This window comes from Hymenobacter ginkgonis, from assembly GCF_009755225.1.
Lineage (GTDB): Bacteria > Bacteroidota > Bacteroidia > Cytophagales > Hymenobacteraceae > Hymenobacter > Hymenobacter ginkgonis.
Map to the genome: position 1 here is coordinate 1032987 of NZ_WQKZ01000001.1, position 17649 is coordinate 1050635.

The following is a 17649-nucleotide window of genomic DNA, read 5'->3' on the forward strand; positions in this document are numbered from 1 at the left end:
TGGTTTAAGCCAAACCCTGTAATTGCCGCAAAATGCGCTCGGTAGCCCCGGCGTGCTGGTGAATGTAGTCGAGGCTGATATCCTGTACTTTAAGCCGGGCCTCCTCGTTATAGTAGCGCTTGTCGAAGGCCGATTCCAGCTCGTAGGCCGAAGAAATAGAGAAAGCGCATCCCAATTCCACCAGTTCCACCGCCTCCTGAAATTTCTCGTAGCGCGGCCCAAAAAACACCGGCAGCCCAAAGGCCGCGGCCTCCAGCGTGTTGTGCAGGCCGGCCCCAAACGCCCCACCCACGTAGGCAAACCGCCCGAAGCGGTAGAGCTGGCTCAGCATTCCCACGTTGTCGATGAGTAGCAGCCGCGCCTCGGTCGCGGTGGCGGGGGTAGCCTGCGAGTAGCGCACCGTGAGGCCCGGCATGGCTGCTTCCACTTCCTGCAAATGCGCCTCCGATACCTCGTGCGGCGCCACGATAAAGCGCATGCTGCGTGCGTGCTTGCGCAGCAGCGGGGCTAGCGCGGGCAGGTCTTCGGGCCAGATGCTGCCAGCCACTAGCACGGGCGCGCCGTCGGCCACGAAGGCTTCTACCAGGGGTAGGGAACGCGGCGGAGCGGCGGCCGTGGCCACCACGGTATCGAAGCGGGTATCGCCCGCCACGCTTACGCGGGTGAGCCCAATGCCGCGCAGCAAGTCGGCCGAGGCCTCGTTCTGGGTGAAAAGGTGGCTTAATTGCCCCAAAATTTGGCGGAAGAAGCCTCCCCAGGGCTTAAAAAAGATTTGTGAAGGCCGAAAATTAGCCGCCACTACCACCGCCGGAATCTGGTGCGCCCGCAGCTCACGAAGGAAGAAATACCAAAATTCGTACTTTACAAATACCGCCAGCTGCGGCCGCACGGCTGCCACAAAGCGCTGGGCGCTCACCGCCGCATCGAGGGGTAGGTAAAAAACGTAGTCGGCTCCCGGCCAGTTTTGGCGCACTTCGTAGCCCGAGGGCGAGAAGAACGTGAGCACGATTTTATGGGTGGGGTACTGCCGCCGCAGCCCCTCAATGAGGGGCCTACCCTGCTCAAACTCGCCCAGCGAGGCGCAGTGCACCCACAGGCGCGGGGCCGCGTCGGCGGCCAGCGCCTGCTCGATGCGGGGCAGTAGCCCTTGCCGGCCGGCGACCCAGGCGGCAGCTTTGGGGTTGAAGGGGGCCACCAGCCGCAGCAGCAGCGCGTAGATGGTCAGGCCAAAAGAATATAGAAAGCGCAAACAGCAAAGCCGCGCCCGGCATCAGGCCGGGCGCGGCTGCAAATTTACAACCCGTCGTAGCGCTTAGCTGCTACTTGTCGGCTTCCCAGTTGGCGGGGCAGGTTTCGCCGTGTTCCTCAAAGTGTTGCAGGGCATCCACCATGCGCAGCGAGTCGGAAATGCGGCGGCCCAGCGGCCGGTCGTTCACCAGCTGGTGGCGCACAATGCCGTCGCGGTCAATCAAAAACAGACCGCGATATGCCTGGGGCGTGCCCACAAATACCATTTCACCAGTTTCGCTGTAGTCGTAGTGGCCGGCCAGCACGTCGTAGTTAGCCGAGATAGTCTTGCTTGCGTCGGCCACCAGGGGGTAAGTCACGCCCCCAATACCGCCTTCATCGAGCGGGGTGCGCAGCCAGGCTGCGTGCGTCTGGTGCGAGTCGGTGCTACAGCCCACTACGGCCACGCCGCGGCGCTCAAACTCGGGCAGCAGCTCCTGAAAAGCCAGCAGCTCGGTAGGGCAGAGGCCCGAAAAATCGGCTGGGTAAAAGAAAAACAACACGTAGCGCTTGCCCAGGTAGCGGTCGAGCGAAAATTCGGCTTCCACCTGAGTGCCGATAACGGCGGATGCTTTAAAAGCGGGGGCGCGCTTGCCAACGAGAACGGCCATGGGAGTAAATAGGAAGTAAGAAGTTGAAAAGTTATGGGTCGAGGCGCGGGCTCCTGCGGTCTGCTGCAAAACCGCGGCGTTTGCTGCGGTGACAACACCCCAGGTGCCTCCCTTACTCCAAATCCTACCCCACGGTTATTCGCGCACCAAAAACTGAAACGTGCTGCGCGTGCGCTGCTCCAGCAGCAAGACCCGCCCGCTCGTGAGCTGCTCGATGCTGGCTTGGTCGTAGTTCTTGATGGTAAACAGCGTCAAGTCGGCGTTATAATGAGTGCGAAACTGCCCTTGCAGCAGCACTAAGAGCCGCTGCACCCGCGCCTCCGCATAATCGACGCACACTGAAAAGCTGATGGCCGAGTTCTGCATCAGGTTGATTTTGAGCCGCGCCTGGGCCAGGGCCCCAAAAATTACCTCCAAGTTTTCCTCCGAAATAAAGGCGAAGTCCTTGCTTTCAAACGACAGCAGGCACTGCCCGCCCTTGCGGATAAACGCGGGTACCAGCGGCGGGTGCTGGCAGTCGTGAATGAGCGTGCCGGCGGCCGCGGGGTCCAAAAACGACTTCACCCGCAGCGGAATATGGCGGTCGGCGAGCGGCTTCAGCGTTTTGGGGTGAATGACGCTGGCCCCGTAGTACGCCATCTCGATAGTTTCTTGGTAGCTGATTTCGGGGTAGCGCACGGTGTCGGCAAACAGCTTAGGGTCAGCATTGAGCAAGCCAGCTACGTCCTTCCAAATAGTCACCGATTCGGCCCGCAGGCAGTAGGCAAAGATGGCGGCCGAGTAGTCGGAGCCCTCGCGGCCGAGCGTGGTGGTGGCCTTGCGCACTGTGCCGCCCAGGAATCCCTGCGTCACTACCGGGCCGGCTTTTAGCAAGGGCGGCACGGCTTTGGTAAGCGCGGCTTCGGTCACCGACCAATTCACGCGGCCCTCCCGCCAATTACGGTCGGTGCGAATAAGCGGGCGGCAGTCGAGCCACGTTGTTTTGTGGTAGAGGTTCAGCGCAAAAGCGACTAAGCGCGAGGCTAGTAGCTCCCCAAAACTCACTATCTGGTCATACTGCTGGTCGTAATCGTGGCGCGGGCTTATGTCCACCAGTGCTTGGTCTAGTTCCTCAAAATGCTCTTCTAAGTCGTCGTATAAATTTTCGGTGTCTCCCGCCCTGGTAGTAGCATATTCCTGGCTCAAACCTGCGGCGGCCAACCAATGAAAATCCTTTAAGTGCTTGACCTGATTATCGTAATCCTCGCCCGCGTACGCCAAGCCATATATTTCTTCCAGCGCGTTGGTCGTCTTGCCCATGGCCGATACCACAATAAGGAGTGGCCGGCCCTGAACCGTAGTTTCCACAATGTGCTTGAGGTTGAGAATCGCCGCCGCGTCCTTCACCGAGGCGCCGCCAAATTTGTAGACTTGCAGGTCCGTTCGTTCGTTTGCCATAAGCCCAAAACTAGGCAGTAGGGCGCAGGTAGGTAGCATGGCCCAAATTTGGTAGCTTTGCGCAAGCTCTCGCCTCCTCTTATTTTATGGACCATAATAAACTCGCCCTACCCGTCGGCACTACCCTCGACCGCTTCATTATGCGCAAGCAGGAAGATTTTCCCTACGCCACCGGGGAGCTTTCGCAATTGCTGCGCGACATCGCGCTGGCGGCCAAAATCGTGAACCGCGAAATCAACCGTTCGGGTCTCATCGACATTGCCGGAGCCTACGGCAGCCAGAACGTGCAGGGCGAAGACCAGCAAAAGCTCGATGTGATTGCCAACATCCGCTTCATCCGGGCCCTGCGCAACGGCGGCGAAGTCTGCACCATCATCTCGGAGGAGGACGATGACATGATTCAGACCGGCAACAACCAGGGCAAATACGTGGTGGCCATCGACCCGCTCGACGGGTCGAGCAACATCGACGTCAACGTCAGTATCGGCACTATTTTCAGCATCTACCGGCGCGTGTCGCCCACCGGCCGCGAGGGCACCAGCGCCGACTGCCTGCAGCCCGGCACCCACCAGGTGGCTGCTGGCTACGTCATCTACGGCTCTAGCACGATGCTCGTGTACACGACCGGCAACGGCGTCAACGGCTTCACTTACGAGCCCAGTTTGGGTGAATTCTTCCTCTCACATCCCGACATTCAGACGCCTGCCACCGGCGCCATCTACTCCATCAACGAAGGCGCTTCCGAGTCGTTTTCGCCCGGCGTAGCGGCATTCGTGAAGCATTGCAAAGACTCGAGCTTCTCGGCCCGCTACATCGGCTCGCTCGTGGCCGATTTTCACCGCAACCTGCTCAAGGGGGGCATTTATATCTACCCCGCCACAGCCAAAAACAAGCAGGGTAAGCTGCGCCTCATGTACGAGTGCAACCCGCTGGCTTTCATCGTGGAACAGGCCGGCGGCCGCAGCTCCGACGGCTACCGCCGCACCCTCGAAATTGAGCCTACCCAGTGCCACGAGCGCTGCCCGGTCTTCATCGGCAGCAAAGAGCTGGTAGAGCAGGCCGAGGCCTTCATTGCCCAGGAGGCTGCCACCGCTCCAGTAGAAGAAGTAGCCTAACCTTGCCGCTTACCCCAAAGCTAAGGGGTAGGCTACTAGCCAAAAAAGCGGCTCCCGGTATCGAGAGCCGCTTTTTTGGCTAGTAGCTTGTTAGAATTAAGCTTTTGTCACCTCCGGGTTGCCGGTGGGGGTAGGGGCTTGGTCGGCTTCGCCGATTACGCCCCCCGTGCTTAGGGGCTCTTCCGTGGCGGGCTCGTCGGTAGTAGCTTCGGAGTAAGGAACGTACTGGCTCACAATGCTATACCAGGTAGCAAGCTTCTTGATGTCAGACAAATACACGCGCTGGCGGTCGTACTCGGGCAGTACTTCGGCCAAAAAGCTGGTTAGCTCCGTCTCCGACGACTTGTTCGACACGGGCAGGCTAGTGCCGTACTTCTGGTAGATATTCTCAAACACCTCCGTCAGCGGCACCGTCTCATCCGAATCCTGGGTGTAGATACCGATTTCACTCAGCAACGACACTTTATTGCTGGCCGGCGCCAGCGACCGCGTAGCCTTGGCATCCAGCGACTCTACTAGCACCCCGTGCCGGGCCGGGCGTACCAACCGGTACAAACCACTTTGGCCACTAATGGAGGCCAGTTCTTGCAAATTGTAAGGCATTCTTGAAGGTAATTGGGTAAAAATTAGCAATTATGAGTTAGGGAAGTGGAGGGAAGTTGAGCAAATACCAAGATACTTCCTCAGTACATCGTCACAATCCCCCGCCTCTAATGCAGGAGGCTACTCAGTTCTGTAAAGCATTCGAGCCCGTTACGCCCAGTTTAAAGTCGATGGGTAGGCTGGTCAAAATGGGGTATTCAGGCTTTTTGAATTTGAGCAGGCGCACGACACGCAGCGCTTCTTCGCCGGTGCCACCGCCCACTTGCTTTACCAGTTTCACGTTTTGCAGCGTGCCATCAGGAGTCAGCGTAAAGCTTACGATGCAGCGGCCCTGCATGCGGTTGCGCTTGGCCATCAGCGGGTATTTCAGCTCCTGTGCGATGAAAGCGTACATGGCTTCTTGGCCACCTTCGTAATAAGCAGCCACCGGAATATCGGTGCCTACGTGGTTGAGGCCCGCGCCCTGCTGCGTGGGAGCCGGCGTCTGCGAGGGGGGGGTAGTGTTTGGCTTGGCCGTTTGGGCCAGAGCCGCGTGGGTAGTGCCGGTGGCCAGCAGGAGGCTCAGCGCCAAAGAGGTAGACAACTTGGTCTTCATTGAAAATAAATAGGGCTAAGAAAAGGAAGCCCGCCCACTGGGCAATTGACGGGCCAAAAGTAACTAAGCGCCCGCCGCATCGGCCGCTACCTGCCGGTTTACCTCCTCAATAAAATCGAGTACGTCCTCGCGTCCTACCCCCGTCTCGGCCGACGTCACGAAGTGGCGGGGCAGCTCGTCCCAAGTTTCGCGCATCTTAGTGAGGTAAGCATTAATGAGCTCGTAGGTGCGGCTGGCCGACTGCTTATCGGTCTTCGTAAAAATCATGACGAACGGCACGCCGCCTGCCCCCAGCTTTTCCATAAACTCGAGGTCGGCGGCCTGGGGCGGGTGGCGCGAGTCGAGCAGCACGCACACGCACGTGAGGTTTTCGCGCTTTGTCAGGTAAGAGTTTATCATCTTGCTCCAATCGGCCCGCGAGGTTTTGCTCACCCTGGCGTAGCCATAGCCCGGCAAGTCAACCAGATACCACTCATCGTTGATATTGAAATGGTTTATTAGCTGGGTTTTGCCCGGGGTGCCCGAGGTTTTGGCCAGCGCCAGGCGGCCCGTCAGCATATTAATCAACGACGACTTGCCCACGTTAGAGCGCCCGATAAAAGCGTACTCGGGCCGGTTAGGCGGCGGGCAGAGAGCCACCTGGGTATTGCTGCTTAAAAAACTTGCTTCACGAATTAGCATAGTTGGGTTACCTAATGGACAATGCGGGTACAAAGATGCGTAGGCTTGCGGCCGGTAGCTGGCAATAGGTGCCATTCAGCGGCCATTGCGCCCGAGCTTATTTTTTTGTAAATCCTTGTATTATAATAGCTGGCCCTATATTTGCGCGATTTCTGGCGGCCTGTTTGAGCCAGTGAAAATTCGATAAAGCAGTTAAACCGGTATATTTGCTCCTGTTATTAACCTATCCTTAGTCCAGTTTCAATGGAGAGGCTATTCCGATAAAGTGCCAACCCTGCCGCAAAAAAATAGTATAAGTCGCCAAAAAGCGCGGCCAAAGTAGCTCACTCCTTCGTCAGCTGCCGGTTACTTTCAACTTCCGCCCTCTCTTTTAAATTCTCCAAACACCCTTTTTCAATGGACAACCTATCCAAAAGGCTGCTGCAAGCTTCTTGCGCGCTGGCCCTGACCACAGCCGTGACGACCTCGGCACAGGCCCAGAGCACCCGCAAGGACCTGCAGACCGGCAACAAGCTGTTCAACCAGGAAAACTATCGCGCCTCCATCCCTTACTACGAGCGGGTGCTGGCAAAAGACCCTAACAACGCTACCGCATTGTTCCGGGCTGGCGTAGCTTACCTGGCTTTTGACAAGGAAAAGGCGAGCGATTATATCTATAAGGCGCAGAAGCTGAAGCCGAAAGTTTCGAAAGATGTGGAATACTGGCTGGGCCGGGTCGACCACCTCAATTATAACTTCGACGAGGCTATTACTCACTATCAGGCTTATAACGCTACGCTAAAGAAGAAGAATGACACGCGCCGCGAAGAAGTAGCGCAGCTCATTCAGCACAGCAAAAACGCTAAAATCCTGTTCAACTCGCCTAAGGATATCTTTGTAAAGAACCTTGGGCCGACTGTAAATACGCAGTATTCGGAGCACAGCCCGGTTATTTCGTCGGACGACAAGACCCTGATTTTCACCACTCGTACGAACCCGGCTGATATTCCGGGCCTGCAGCGCGCTACTGGCAAAAAAGCCATTGCCGCCGACGGTGAGTACTATGAGGGTATTGTAGAAACCAAGCGCCTCGATGCCGAAAACTGGGACAAGCCGCGCTCGCTGTCGGCTACGCTCAACAGCAAAGGCCACGACGCTTCCATCCAGCTGTTCGACAACGACACTAAGCTGCTCATGTACCGCAGCGATGAGGATGGCGACCTGTTCGTAGCCACGAAGCAATCGGGCGGCGACTGGGGCGCTCCTGACAAGCTGAACAGCAACATCAACACCAAGCGCTTCGAAAGCGACGCCTACATCACCCCGAACGGCTTGACGCTGTACTTCTCGACCAATCGGGATTCGGAAGATGGCAACTTGGACCTCTACACCAGCACCCGGACTTCTACCACCAGCGATTGGGGCCCTGCTAAGTCGATGGGCAGCACCATCAATACCAAGTTCGACGAGGATAGCCCCTATCTGAGCCGCGATGGCAAGACGTTGTATTTCAGCTCGCGTGGCCACAACACGATGGGTGACTACGATGTGTTTAAGTCGCAGTACGACAGCATTGGCCACAAGTGGGGCCGGCCCGAGAACATGGGCTACCCCATCAACACGCCGGATGCTGACTCGTACTACCGTTTGGCTCCCGATGGTTCGTACGCTTACCTCAGCTCGTACCGCATTGGTGGCTACGGCGAGAAAGATATCTACACCATCAACTACATCAAGAACGCGACCATTAAAGGCACCGTGTTCTCGAAGCGTGACAGCACCCAGGCCATCCCCGGTGTTGAGTTGGTGTTCAGCGGTACGCAGGCCGATAAAACGGCCATTAGCTTCCGTGATGTAACCAAGACGCCCGGTGGCGACTACCAAGTAAGCCTGCTTTCGGGCCGTACTTATCAAGTAGCCGTCAACAAAGACGGTAAGAACATTGAAACGCAAGAGTTTGCGGTGCCAATTTCGACGAACGATTCGACGACTATCACCAAAAACTTCTACGTTAACTACATCGACACGACGCAGAACCTGAACAGCCAGTTTGCGAAGATTTACTTCGATACCGACAAATACAAACTGCGTCCGGAATCGGTTAAAACTTTGTGGAATACAGCAGTTATCTTGAAGGCTAACGCGGGTGTCAACATCTCGATTGAAGGCCACTGCGACTCGCGTAACACGGATGAGTACAACATGGTACTCGGCCAGAACCGCGCCGATGTTGCTAAGAACTACCTCATTAAACAAGGTATCGCCAGCACCCGCCTTACCACGGTAAGCTACGGCGAGCGCCGCCCGGCTGCTCCAAACGATTCGCCTGAGAACATGCAGCTTAACCGCCGCGACGAATTCCGGGTAGTGCTGAAAGAAGGAGAAACGATGCCGGTTATCCAGCCTGTTGCCCCTACCACAACTACAGTTGTAGCCCCGACCCCAACCGCACCGCTGCCCGGCAAGAGCAAGGTGAAAATGGCCGACGGCACGAAGGTGAAAACCAAAGTGGACGAGGACAGCGATAAAGTAAAAGTAAAAACCAAAGGCGCGGCCGGCGAAAAGTCGAAAACGATTTCGAAAGACGGCGAACTCGACTCCAAAGCCAAGGACGCTTCGGGTGAAAAAGCTAAGGTAAAAACCAAAGCTGAGTAAGCAGCGGCAACTTTGCTGAAAAAGAAGACGGCCGGACGAACAGTCCGGCCGTTTTTTTGTCCTGCTTACGTATGTATGGGCAGTGGCACGTTGCTGCTGTTTCGCATTCTTATGAGCTGCGGCTGGATGCAGGCATGGCGTAGGGAAAGCTTTCGCTTTTTACGCAATTTTCTGCTACTACTGCCGTTCTTTGCATTCCTCCCTATGGCCGTAGTACCCTATAAAGAAGATGCCGCCGATAAAAAATCGCAGGTGGCAAAGATGTTCGATAATATTGCTGGGAAGTACGATTTTCTGAATCACTTCCTGAGCGCAGGTACCGATATCTATTGGCGGCGTAAAGCCGTAAACGAGCTTAAAGCCTTGCGTCCGGCTCGCATTTTGGATATTGCCACCGGCACGGCCGATTTTGCCATTGAGACGCTCCGCGCCGCCGCGCCCAACGCCCAAGTGACGGGCGTGGATATTTCGGCCGGTATGCTCGAAGTAGGCCGCCAGAAGCTGGTAGAAAAAAAGCTCAGTCACCGCATCAAGCTAGAGCTGGCCGATTCGGAAAACCTGCCGTTTGCTAACGATACCTTTGATGCCGTGACTGCTTCGTTTGGCGTGCGCAACTTTGCGCACCTAGAACGGGGCCTGTCCGAAATGCTGCGCGTGCTACGCCCTGGTGGCCAGCTTGTTATCTTGGAGTTCAGCAAGCCCACGGCGTTTCCGCTTAAGCAAGCCTATAATTTTTATTTTAGTCGGGTGTTGCCGGTCTTTGGTAAAGTCATTTCCAAAGACCAGAGCGCATATACCTACTTGCCTGAATCGGTGCAGGCTTTTCCCGACGGCGCCGAATTCGTAGCCATATTAGGCCGCGTCGGCTTTACCAATCCCGCATGGCAACCCCTCACGTTCGGTATCAGCTCCATTTACACGGCCCGCAAATAGGGGGTAGCAACTGGCAGCGTGGCTTTTTGCTACTACTAGCTCTGCTGCTGGCGGGCCCGGCCTTGGCCCAGCGCAAGCGCAGCGATGCCATCGACCGCACCCGTAAAGGCCATATTAAAGGCATTACGGTCGAGAACTTGTCGAATTACAACCAAAAGTTTTTTCGGCCGGGTATCTACGTGGCGCCCAACTTCTCCCGTTTCTTTATTGAGCAGTCTGCTGCTTACATTCAAGCAGCGCGCTATGGGCAGGGCATCGCGGCCAATGCTATTATTAGTCCTGGCTTTGCAGTTGGCTTTATTGGCGATATTCGGTTGGGCAACCCCAGTACACCATTTCACTTGCGCTTTGCACCTGGCCTGAACTTTCTAACGCGCCGTGTGGAATTTACGGCCCAAGGTGCGGGCGGGGCTGATACCATTCGCACCCAGGAGGTAGGCACTACCCAGCTAGAACTGCCGCTGCTGCTCAAGTACCAGTCCAACCGCCGGCGCAATACGCGCTTCTACATGGTAGGCGGCATCAAGCCTAGTATTGCCGTGACGCAGCGCCAGAATACGCCGGCCATCAACCAGCTGACTGTGGCCCGCAATGACTTGATGCTGGAGTATGGGGTAGGGTTAGACTTGTTTTATCCGTACTTCAAATTCGGACCCGAAGTGCGGTTCTCGCATGGCCTAACCAATATTTTACAGCCCCGCGACAATCGCTACAGCAATAGCTTGCAAAGCTTGCGTACGAACACAGTTACGCTGTATCTGAACATCGAGTAGTAGCTGTTTTGATACGTTGGCTCAGCATGATAGTACTTGAAGTTGCTGTCGCTAAATGGCTAGTAGCCAAATAATAATATGGGTATGAAGACTGCATTTATTACGGGGGCATCCTCTGGTATTGGAAGAGCCACGGCAGTGGCGTTGGCGGCAGCTGGCTACCAATTAGTAGTAGCCGGTCGGCGGCGCGAGCCGCTAGACGAGCTAGCCCAGCAGCTTGCGCCGGTGCCAGTGCATATACTTACCTTCGACGTGCGCGACCGGGCAGCCGTCGAGACAGCTGTGGCCGAAGTCCCTGCGGCTTTTCAGCATGTCGATGTGCTCATCAACAACGCGGGCAATGCCCACGGCCTAGCCCCGATTCAGGACGGTGACCCAGCCGATTGGGACGCTATGCTCGATGGCAACGTAAAGGGATTGCTTTACGTGAGCCGAGCGGTGCTGCCGTGCATGGGTGAGGGCGGGTTTATCGTCAACATAGGCTCGATTGCCGGCTACGAGGCCTATGCCAATGGCAATGTATACTGCGCCTCCAAGGCGGCCGTAGCGATGCTCACGCGCACGATGCGCCTTGACCTGCTACCGCGGGGTATTCGAGTGGCTGAAGTAGCGCCTGGCATGGTCGAAACGAAGTTTTCGGAAGTGCGCTTCAAGGGTGACGAAGCCCGCGCGGCCAGCGTGTACCAAGGCGTACAAGCCCTGCAAGCTGAAGATATTGCCGACCTTATTCAATTCATGGTGACGCGCCCGCCGCACGTGCAAATTGCGGAAGTGGTAATATTTCCGGCTGCGCAAGCCGCGGCAGCTACGGTGCGGCGGCAGGGGTAGGGAGCCGATGCTGCTAGCCCATTGCCTGTGTATGCAGCTGTTGTAAGAGGCTAGCGTTTAGCGTGTGCCCACCCGAAAAGCTAAGAGTCGTAACCGTTGCGCCGTGCTGGCCTACCAAAGCGGCTTGCTGCTGCAATGTAGCTGCACTCACGTACGCATCTTGGTCGCCGCTGACCAGCGCCACGGACAACTGCTGCAAAAGCTGCCGGGCTTTTTCCGCTTCAATATCAGCCGGAAAGTCGCCAGCCCACAGCACAAGCTGCTGAGGCCGCCAGCGGTTGGCGTGGCGTGCCAACCAGCGGCTTACCGTGGCCGTGCCCTGCGAGAAAGCCAACACGGTAACGCGGGTAGAAGCTGGGCACCCAGCTAACGCATTAGCTAGCAAGTGGGTAAGGTAGGTGTCTTGGTCCTCAATTTCAGCTAAGCGGTCGGCGCGCGTCATCCACGAAGCACCTACGCGGCCGGCAGTGCCGGTAAGGTAGAAGCGCGAAAGTGCTTCGGGCGCTACGATAACCGTGCCCAACGGGTCGGCAGCATGTAGGGGCGTGAAATGCCGGATAAAATACTCGGCCAACTGCCCATAGCCGTGCACTACCAGCCAAAGCTGCCGGGTAGCAGCCGAAATTTCACCCAATTGCTGGTAGCGCGCCGTGCGCGCCACCGAAATATGATGTTCCACTAATACTAGGGGGTAGGGTGAAATTATTGCCCAAATACCACCAGCGCAGCCAAAGGTTGGGCTAGGCGCGGCTGCCGAATATGGCGCTACCCACCCGGATAAGCGTGCTGCCTTCAGCAATAGCCAAGGCGTAGTCGGCACTCATCCCCATTGATATTTCGCGGAAGCTTTCTTCCTGAGCAAAATATGTGGCCTTTAAAAACTCAAAATGTTGTCGGAGCTGCCGAAATTCTGCCCGTACGGCCTCTGCATCCGGCGAGTGGGTAGCAATACCCATTACGCCCGTCAGGCGCACGTGGCGTAAGCTCTGGTACTCGGCCGATTGCAAAATTGCCTCGGCTTCGGCCAAGGAAAGCCCCGTTTTAGTTTCTTCCTGGGCAATATGAAATTGCAGCAGCCCGTAAATGGTGCGCTGGTGCCGGGCAGCGTGTTTCTCTAGTTCAAGCAGTAGCCTCAGGCTATCAATACTTTGCACCGTGTGCACGAAGGCCGCTAAGTACTTCACCTTGTTAGTTTGCAACTGGCCGATTTGGTGCCATTCCACATCGGCCGGCAGTTCGGGCTGCTTAGCCGCCATTTCCTGTACTCGGTTTTCGCCAAAGCGGCGCGCGCCGGCCGCGTAGGCTTCGCGCAAGCGCTCGACGGGATGCGTTTTGGTAACGACTACCAGCTTGGCCGCCGTACCTGCCAGCTCGGCTTCGAGCGCCGCAATAGTTGAAGCAATAGACACGTAGTAAGTTGTTAAGGATGAGCAGGTAATTACCAACTATTAGTAAGCAAATAGTTTTGGACACCAGCCCGTTGCTGTTGATAATTAACTTGTTATTTCAGTCTTCGAGCACATTGTTCAAAAATGTTGCTTTTAAACTTAGCCACAGCAGCCACAGCAGCAGGCCAAAGCTGAGGTAAGGCCGGTAGTAGTCCTGCACACTGCGGTAACGCTGGGTTTGGATGTCCGACTTTTCAAGCCGATCGATGGCGGTAAATACGTTACTCAGTGCTGCATTATCAGTAGCCCGAAAAAAACGACCTGCCGTGGCCTGGGCCAGTTGGCGCATCGTCGTTTCATCGAGGCGCGTTTGCACGTAGCGCGGTTTGCCACTGAGCGAATCGCGGCCGTAGGGCACAAACCCATCCTGGCCTAAGCCAATGGTGTACAAGCGGATGCCATAAGCGTGCGCGAGCTGTGCAGCTAGCAGCGGGTCGAGGCTACCAGCCGTATTCTCGCCATCCGAGAGCAGTAAACAAACCCGCGACTTGGCCTTGGACTCGCGCAGGCGATTGATAGCCACACCGATAGCTGTGCCAATAGCCGTGCCATCGTCCGCAATCAGGCCAGGGCGCAGGCTGCTCAAGTTATCAAGCAGTAAATCGTAATCGGTGGTAAGGGGCACCAGCGAGTAGGCCTGGCCAGCGAAGGCAATGAGCCCGAGGCGGTCGCCCACACGGCTTTGCACAAAGCTGCGCGCCAAGCGCTTAGCGGCGGCGAGGCGGGTAGGCTTCAGGTCTTCGATTTCCATACTGCCCGACACGTCGAGAGCCAGCATGATATCGATGCCTTGGCCCGTTTGCGTTAGGTGCTCATCGGCCCGCTGAGGGCGCGCTACCGCCACTATTAATAATGCCAAGCTGAGGCTCAGCACAATATCAGGAAGAAAACGCAGCAGGGCGCGCCAATCGGGGCGCAGCCCACCCGGCCCAAAAGCTACCAGCACTTGCCGCCGCCGCCGGGCCAGTAGCCACCGCAGCAGCGGTAGCAGCGGCACCAACGCCAGCAGCAGCAGCAAGCGCGGGTGCTGCCACTCGTAGCCGGCCAAGGTAGCGTAAGAAAACAGATTCATGCAAAAGCGGAGAGCCCGCAAATTACGGCGCTCGGCCGGGTTGGTGGGCGTAGGCGGCGCTAATCGAATCGGCCCAGTTCGGTGCGGGCAAACGTCCACTCCGGCGTTTCAACCTCAAGCTCGGCTGGGTCGGGTACGGCAAACCACGCACCTAAGCTGCGTTGCGCCACGTTGCGCAAAATATGAATATTTTGAGCCGGCATGTAGCTCTGCGCTAGTAATAGATAGCGCTGGCTATTCTGTGGGTTCTCGGCCACATCTACTACCAGCACGGCGTGGCCGGGCCGGCCCCCATGCACCAGTACATCGCCCGGCTGGGCATTGCTCAACGGTATGGGGTGCACTTCACGGCTCAGCGACAGCGTGCCAGCGTAGCCAAATACCGGCAACAGGTAGCGGCCGAGCGCCGCGTGGGTCGGGGCTTCAGCGGGCTTAGATGCGGGTAAAACCTGCTCGCCCTGCACCCGAAATGTGCGGCCCGCCACAAAATCCGAAAACCAGGCGTCAAAGCCGGTGGTAAGGTGAAAATGTATTTTGTTCGGATTTTGACTAAATAAATACTCAGCCCGCAACCGAATAACGGCATCGGCGCACTGCTGCAAGTCTTTAGTGCCAGGGTCGATATCAACCACGGCCGCTACCACGCTTTGGTTGTCTTTAAGTTGGCCGTTGTAGAGGCGGGCCGGTGTGCCCACTGGCCGCAGCGGCAGCCCGCGCAGCCACGCGCCCCAAGAGCCCGGCGCCACGGGTACCCGCCGGCAGCCAACTGGCACTGCGATGCGCGTGGCCAAACCCTGGCGCGAATCAGGAGGGGTAGGGAGCCACGGATAAACCAGCCCCGCTGGCGTTGGCGTCGCATTAGCACTTTTAGCCGCTGGCGGCCCGGCGCTCATAAACAAAGCTGCCACACTAGCGGCACAGCGAAAGAAATAAGTCATGCCCAGGCTAAACGCTGAAGTGGTATTTTCCATATAAAAAGCCCCGCTGGTGGGCGGAGCTTTTTAAGGCAGGCGGGGATAGAGAGGCTAGCTTTTAGCCACTGCTTTCTTGGTGGCTGGCTTAGTAGCAGCTGATTTGGCGGCAGCTTTTTTGGCCGGCGCTTTTTTCTTCGCGGCGGCCTTGGTAGCCGGCGCTTTAGCAGCTTTTTTAGCTGGGGCATCCACTTCTTTTTCCTTGGCTGGCTTCTCGGCGGCGGCTTTTTTGCCGAAGCGGCCACCCTTGGCGGGTTTGTCGGGGGTAGCAGCAGCTAGCTCTAGGCAGCGCTCCAAGGTCAACTCAGTGGGCTCCTCGCCCTTCGGAATCTTCACGTTCTTTTTGCCCGCCACAATGTAGGGGCCAAAACGACCGTTCAGCACCTGAATATCCGGGTTTTCAGGAAATTCCTTGATAAGCCGCTCGGCATCCGTCTTGCGCTTATTCTCAATAAGTTGCACACCTTCCTCGTTGGTAATGGTGTGCGGGTCCTGCTCTTTGGTGAGCGAGTAAAACTTGCTGTCGTGGCGAATGTAGGGGCCGAAGCGACCGAGTGCAGCCGTCATATCCTTGCCCTCAAATTCACCAATGACGCGCGGCAGCTTAAACAAATCGAGCGCCTCTTCAAGCGTGATGGTTTCGATAAACATGCCTTTGCGCAGGTTGGCGTAGGCGGGTTTGGTTTCGCCTTCGGTATCACCCAGCGCCACGTAGGGGCCGTATTTGCCGAGGCGGGCGGTGATTTTTTCGCCGGTTTCGGGGTGCAGGCCAATCTCGCGGGTGCTGCTAAGCGTACTGCGCTCAATGTCCTGGCCGCGCTCTACGCTGGCATGGAAAGGCTCGTAGAAGCCCGCCAGCATGGTGCCCCAATCCTCGCGGCCGTTGGCAATCTGGTCAAACTCATCCTCAACCTTGGCCGTGAACTGAAAATCGACGATGGCCGGAAAGTGTTCTACCAAAAAGTCATTGACTACCAGCGCAGTATCGGTAGGAAATAGCTTGGCTTTATCGGCGCCGTAGGTTTCGGTGCGCTGCTCGGTTTTTACTTCGCCATCGACCAAGGCCAGGGCGTAAAACTTGCGCTCCTTGCCCTCGCGCGAGTCCTTTTCGACGTAACCGCGCTTCTGCACCACGCTGATGGTAGGCGCGTAGGTGCTGGGGCGGCCAATGCCCATTTCTTCTAATTTTTTTACCAGCGACGCTTCCGTGTAGCGGGCCGGGGGCGACGAAAAGCGCTCGGTAGCCGTCAGGGTTTGCAGCGGTAGGTCTTGGCCAACGCGCAGGGGGGGTAGGCCCCGCGAAAATGAGCTTTCGCCATCGGCCGGCGCTTCGTCGTCGTCCTTGCTTTCGGCGTAGGCTTTCAGGAAACCTTCAAAAGTAATGACCTCACCAGTAGCCGAAAACGTGACGCCCGGCTGCGTGCTGATACCAATAATGGCCGTGGTGCGCTCAATCTGCGCATCGGCCATTTGCGAGCCCATAGCCCGCTTGCGGATGAGGTCGTAGAGGCGCTGCTCCGAGGCATCGGCGCCAGCTTTCACCTGCGTAAAATCGGTGGGGCGAATGGCTTCGTGCGCCTCCTGGGCCGAAGCCGACTTGGTTTTGAACTGCCGTTCGAGCGCATACTCGGCGCCGTAAGCCGCCGTAATGGCCGCCTGCGCGCCCTGCCGGGCCTCGGCCGACAGGTTTACCGAGTCGGTACGCATGTAGCTGATGCGGCCGGCTTCGTAGAGCTTCTGGGCCACCGTCATGGTCTGCGCTACCGAAAAGCCTAGTTTGCGCGAAGCCTCCTGTTGTAGGGTAGAGGTAGTAAAGGGAGGCGCGGGGCTGCGCTTGCCCGGTTTTTTATCGAGGCTATTAATACTGTAAGTGGCCCCGATGCAGCGCTGCAAAAAGGCCTCGGCCTCCTCGCGGGTTTTGTAGCGGGTAGGGAGTTCAGCCTCTAGCGTGGTGCCCTGGCCAGCGTCGAAACGGGCCACTACGCGGTAGGCGCTGGCCGACGTGTGTTTGTTGATTTCGCGCTCGCGGTCCACCACCAAGCGCACGGCCACGCTCTGGACGCGACCCGCCGACAGGCCAGCTTTTACCTTGCGCCAAAGCACTGGGCTGAGCTCGAAGCCCACCAAGCGGTCGAGCACGCGCCGGGCCTGCTGGGCATTTACCAAGTCGAGGTTAATCTCGCGCGGGTGTTGAATGGCATTTAGAATGGCTGCCTTCGTAATCTCGCGAAATACGATGCGCTTAGTCTTGTCAGCCTTCAGGTTAAGCGTTTCGGACAGGTGCCAGGAAATGGCTTCGCCCTCGCGGTCATCGTCACTCGCTAGCCACACGGTTTCGGCTTCTTTGGCCAATTTTTTCAGCTGCGAAATCAATTCGCGCTTATCGGCGTCGACCACATAGGTGGGCTTGAAGCCATTGGCCACATCGACGGCATTGTTGTCCTTGGGCAGGTCGCGGACGTGCCCATAGCTGGACCGTACGATGAAGTCCTGACCCAGGTAGCCCTCAATAGTTTTGGCCTTGGCGGGCGACTCGACGATAACTAAATTCTTGACCATGCGGCGGCAGTAGGGGCGGGTAAGGGTTTTGTCAGGATGCTGAGAACGCAGGCCCCGCCCGAAAAGTTAAAAACGGGGACAAAGATGCACGGCTATTGGTTA

Annotated in this window: 16 protein-coding genes; 5 read left to right on the plus strand and 11 right to left on the minus strand. The window is 57.2% G+C overall.

All coding sequences use genetic code 11. The features are described 5' to 3' along the window. Nucleotides 1–4 precede the first annotated feature (4 nt). The 3 genes from GO988_RS04125 to GO988_RS04135 all read right to left on the minus strand — a co-directional run bounded on the left by GO988_RS04125 (nt 5) and on the right by GO988_RS04135 (nt 3335). Nucleotides 5–1249 carry a 3-deoxy-D-manno-octulosonic acid transferase gene (locus GO988_RS04125; protein WP_157562237.1) on the minus strand — a complete coding sequence of 415 codons (1245 nt, stop codon included), beginning with the start codon at nt 1247–1249 and terminating at the stop codon, nt 5–7. Between the two features lie 70 nt (nt 1250–1319). Next, a complete protein-coding gene (locus tag GO988_RS04130; protein ID WP_157562238.1) occupies nt 1320–1898 on the minus strand; it encodes a peroxiredoxin in 579 nt (192 codons plus the stop codon). 135 nt (nt 1899–2033) lie between these two features. Further along, nucleotides 2034–3335, minus strand: coding sequence for an aspartate kinase (locus tag GO988_RS04135; RefSeq protein WP_157562239.1), 1302 nt, complete (start codon nt 3333–3335; stop codon nt 2034–2036). Nucleotides 3336–3421: 86 nt separating this feature from the next. Between GO988_RS04135 and fbp the strand changes: the two genes are divergently transcribed. Next, nucleotides 3422–4450, plus strand: a complete 1029-nt coding sequence (fbp, locus tag GO988_RS04140; RefSeq protein WP_157562240.1) for a class 1 fructose-bisphosphatase — start codon at nt 3422–3424, stop codon at nt 4448–4450. 96 nt (nt 4451–4546) lie between these two features. Here the strand turns inward: fbp and GO988_RS04145 are convergent, their stop codons facing one another. The 3 genes from GO988_RS04145 to yihA all read right to left on the minus strand — a co-directional run bounded on the left by GO988_RS04145 (nt 4547) and on the right by yihA (nt 6329). Then, nucleotides 4547–5053: a DUF5606 family protein gene (locus GO988_RS04145; protein WP_157562241.1), complete on the minus strand. Its 507-nt coding sequence runs from the start codon at nt 5051–5053 to the stop codon at nt 4547–4549. A gap of 124 nt (nt 5054–5177) precedes the next feature. Then, entirely contained in the window at nt 5178–5648 is a 471-nt protein-coding gene (locus tag GO988_RS04150) for an energy transducer TonB (protein WP_157562242.1), read from the minus strand. 63 nt (nt 5649–5711) lie between these two features. Continuing rightward, complete coding sequence (yihA, locus tag GO988_RS04155; RefSeq protein ID WP_157562243.1) at nt 5712–6329, minus strand: ribosome biogenesis GTP-binding protein YihA/YsxC; 618 nt, start codon at nt 6327–6329, stop codon at nt 5712–5714. Nucleotides 6330–6725: 396 nt separating this feature from the next. Here yihA and GO988_RS04160 point away from each other — a divergent pair, with 396 nt between their 5' ends. The 4 genes from GO988_RS04160 (at nt 6726) to GO988_RS04175 (ending at nt 11497) form a co-directional block, all read left to right on the plus strand. Continuing rightward, nucleotides 6726–8963, plus strand: coding sequence for an OmpA family protein (locus GO988_RS04160; RefSeq protein WP_157562244.1), 2238 nt, complete (start codon nt 6726–6728; stop codon nt 8961–8963). A gap of 204 nt (nt 8964–9167) precedes the next feature. Continuing rightward, nucleotides 9168–9896, plus strand: a complete 729-nt coding sequence (gene ubiE / locus GO988_RS04165) for a bifunctional demethylmenaquinone methyltransferase/2-methoxy-6-polyprenyl-1,4-benzoquinol methylase UbiE (RefSeq protein ID WP_157562245.1) — start codon at nt 9168–9170, stop codon at nt 9894–9896. Further along, nucleotides 9845–10669, plus strand: coding sequence for a type IX secretion/gliding motility protein PorT/SprT (gene porT / locus GO988_RS04170; protein WP_157562246.1), 825 nt, complete (start codon nt 9845–9847; stop codon nt 10667–10669). Before ubiE ends, porT begins: the two co-directional genes overlap by 52 nt. Nucleotides 10670–10753: 84 nt before the next feature. After that, nucleotides 10754–11497 (plus strand): SDR family NAD(P)-dependent oxidoreductase, encoded by a 744-nt coding sequence (locus tag GO988_RS04175; protein WP_157562247.1) that lies wholly within the window; start codon nt 10754–10756, stop codon nt 11495–11497. 13 nt (nt 11498–11510) lie between these two features. On the opposite strand, the gene GO988_RS04180 is transcribed toward GO988_RS04175, so the two are convergent. From GO988_RS04180 to topA, 5 genes are all read right to left on the minus strand, one after another. Beyond that, nucleotides 11511–12176, minus strand: a complete 666-nt coding sequence (locus tag GO988_RS04180; protein WP_157562248.1) for an alpha/beta hydrolase — start codon at nt 12174–12176, stop codon at nt 11511–11513. A 61-nt stretch (nt 12177–12237) separates the two neighbouring features. Next, nucleotides 12238–12906 (minus strand): YggS family pyridoxal phosphate-dependent enzyme, encoded by a 669-nt coding sequence (locus tag GO988_RS04185; protein WP_317164781.1) that lies wholly within the window; start codon nt 12904–12906, stop codon nt 12238–12240. 97 nt (nt 12907–13003) lie between these two features. After that, nucleotides 13004–14017: a VWA domain-containing protein gene (locus GO988_RS04190; RefSeq protein ID WP_157562250.1), complete on the minus strand. Its 1014-nt coding sequence runs from the start codon at nt 14015–14017 to the stop codon at nt 13004–13006. Between the two features lie 59 nt (nt 14018–14076). Then, a complete protein-coding gene (locus GO988_RS04195; RefSeq protein WP_157562251.1) occupies nt 14077–14988 on the minus strand; it encodes a DUF4846 domain-containing protein in 912 nt (303 codons plus the stop codon). A 54-nt stretch (nt 14989–15042) separates the two neighbouring features. Beyond that, nucleotides 15043–17547 carry a type I DNA topoisomerase gene (gene topA / locus GO988_RS04200; protein ID WP_157562252.1) on the minus strand — a complete coding sequence of 835 codons (2505 nt, stop codon included), beginning with the start codon at nt 17545–17547 and terminating at the stop codon, nt 15043–15045. Nucleotides 17548–17649: the final 102 nt, after the last annotated feature.

Excerpts from the sequence above, each read along its gene's own strand:
- topA (WP_157562252.1), bottom strand. The coding sequence starts at position 17,547 with ATGGTCAAGAATTTAGTTATCGTCGAGTCGCCCGCCAAGGCCAAAACT.
- GO988_RS04150 (WP_157562242.1), bottom strand. The coding sequence starts at position 5,648 with ATGAAGACCAAGTTGTCTACCTCTTTGGCGCTGAGCCTCCTGCTGGCC.
- GO988_RS04190 (WP_157562250.1), bottom strand. The coding sequence starts at position 14,017 with ATGAATCTGTTTTCTTACGCTACCTTGGCCGGCTACGAGTGGCAGCAC.
- ubiE (WP_157562245.1), top strand. The coding sequence starts at position 9,168 with ATGGCCGTAGTACCCTATAAAGAAGATGCCGCCGATAAAAAATCGCAG.
- yihA (WP_157562243.1), bottom strand. The coding sequence starts at position 6,329 with ATGCTAATTCGTGAAGCAAGTTTTTTAAGCAGCAATACCCAGGTGGCT.
- porT (WP_157562246.1), top strand. The coding sequence starts at position 9,845 with ATGGCAACCCCTCACGTTCGGTATCAGCTCCATTTACACGGCCCGCAA.
- fbp (WP_157562240.1), top strand. The coding sequence starts at position 3,422 with ATGGACCATAATAAACTCGCCCTACCCGTCGGCACTACCCTCGACCGC.
- GO988_RS04145 (WP_157562241.1), bottom strand. The coding sequence starts at position 5,053 with ATGCCTTACAATTTGCAAGAACTGGCCTCCATTAGTGGCCAAAGTGGT.
- GO988_RS04135 (WP_157562239.1), bottom strand. The coding sequence starts at position 3,335 with ATGGCAAACGAACGAACGGACCTGCAAGTCTACAAATTTGGCGGCGCC.
- GO988_RS04130 (WP_157562238.1), bottom strand. The coding sequence starts at position 1,898 with ATGGCCGTTCTCGTTGGCAAGCGCGCCCCCGCTTTTAAAGCATCCGCC.
- GO988_RS04195 (WP_157562251.1), bottom strand. The coding sequence starts at position 14,988 with ATGGAAAATACCACTTCAGCGTTTAGCCTGGGCATGACTTATTTCTTT.
- GO988_RS04175 (WP_157562247.1), top strand. The coding sequence starts at position 10,754 with ATGAAGACTGCATTTATTACGGGGGCATCCTCTGGTATTGGAAGAGCC.
- GO988_RS04160 (WP_157562244.1), top strand. The coding sequence starts at position 6,726 with ATGGACAACCTATCCAAAAGGCTGCTGCAAGCTTCTTGCGCGCTGGCC.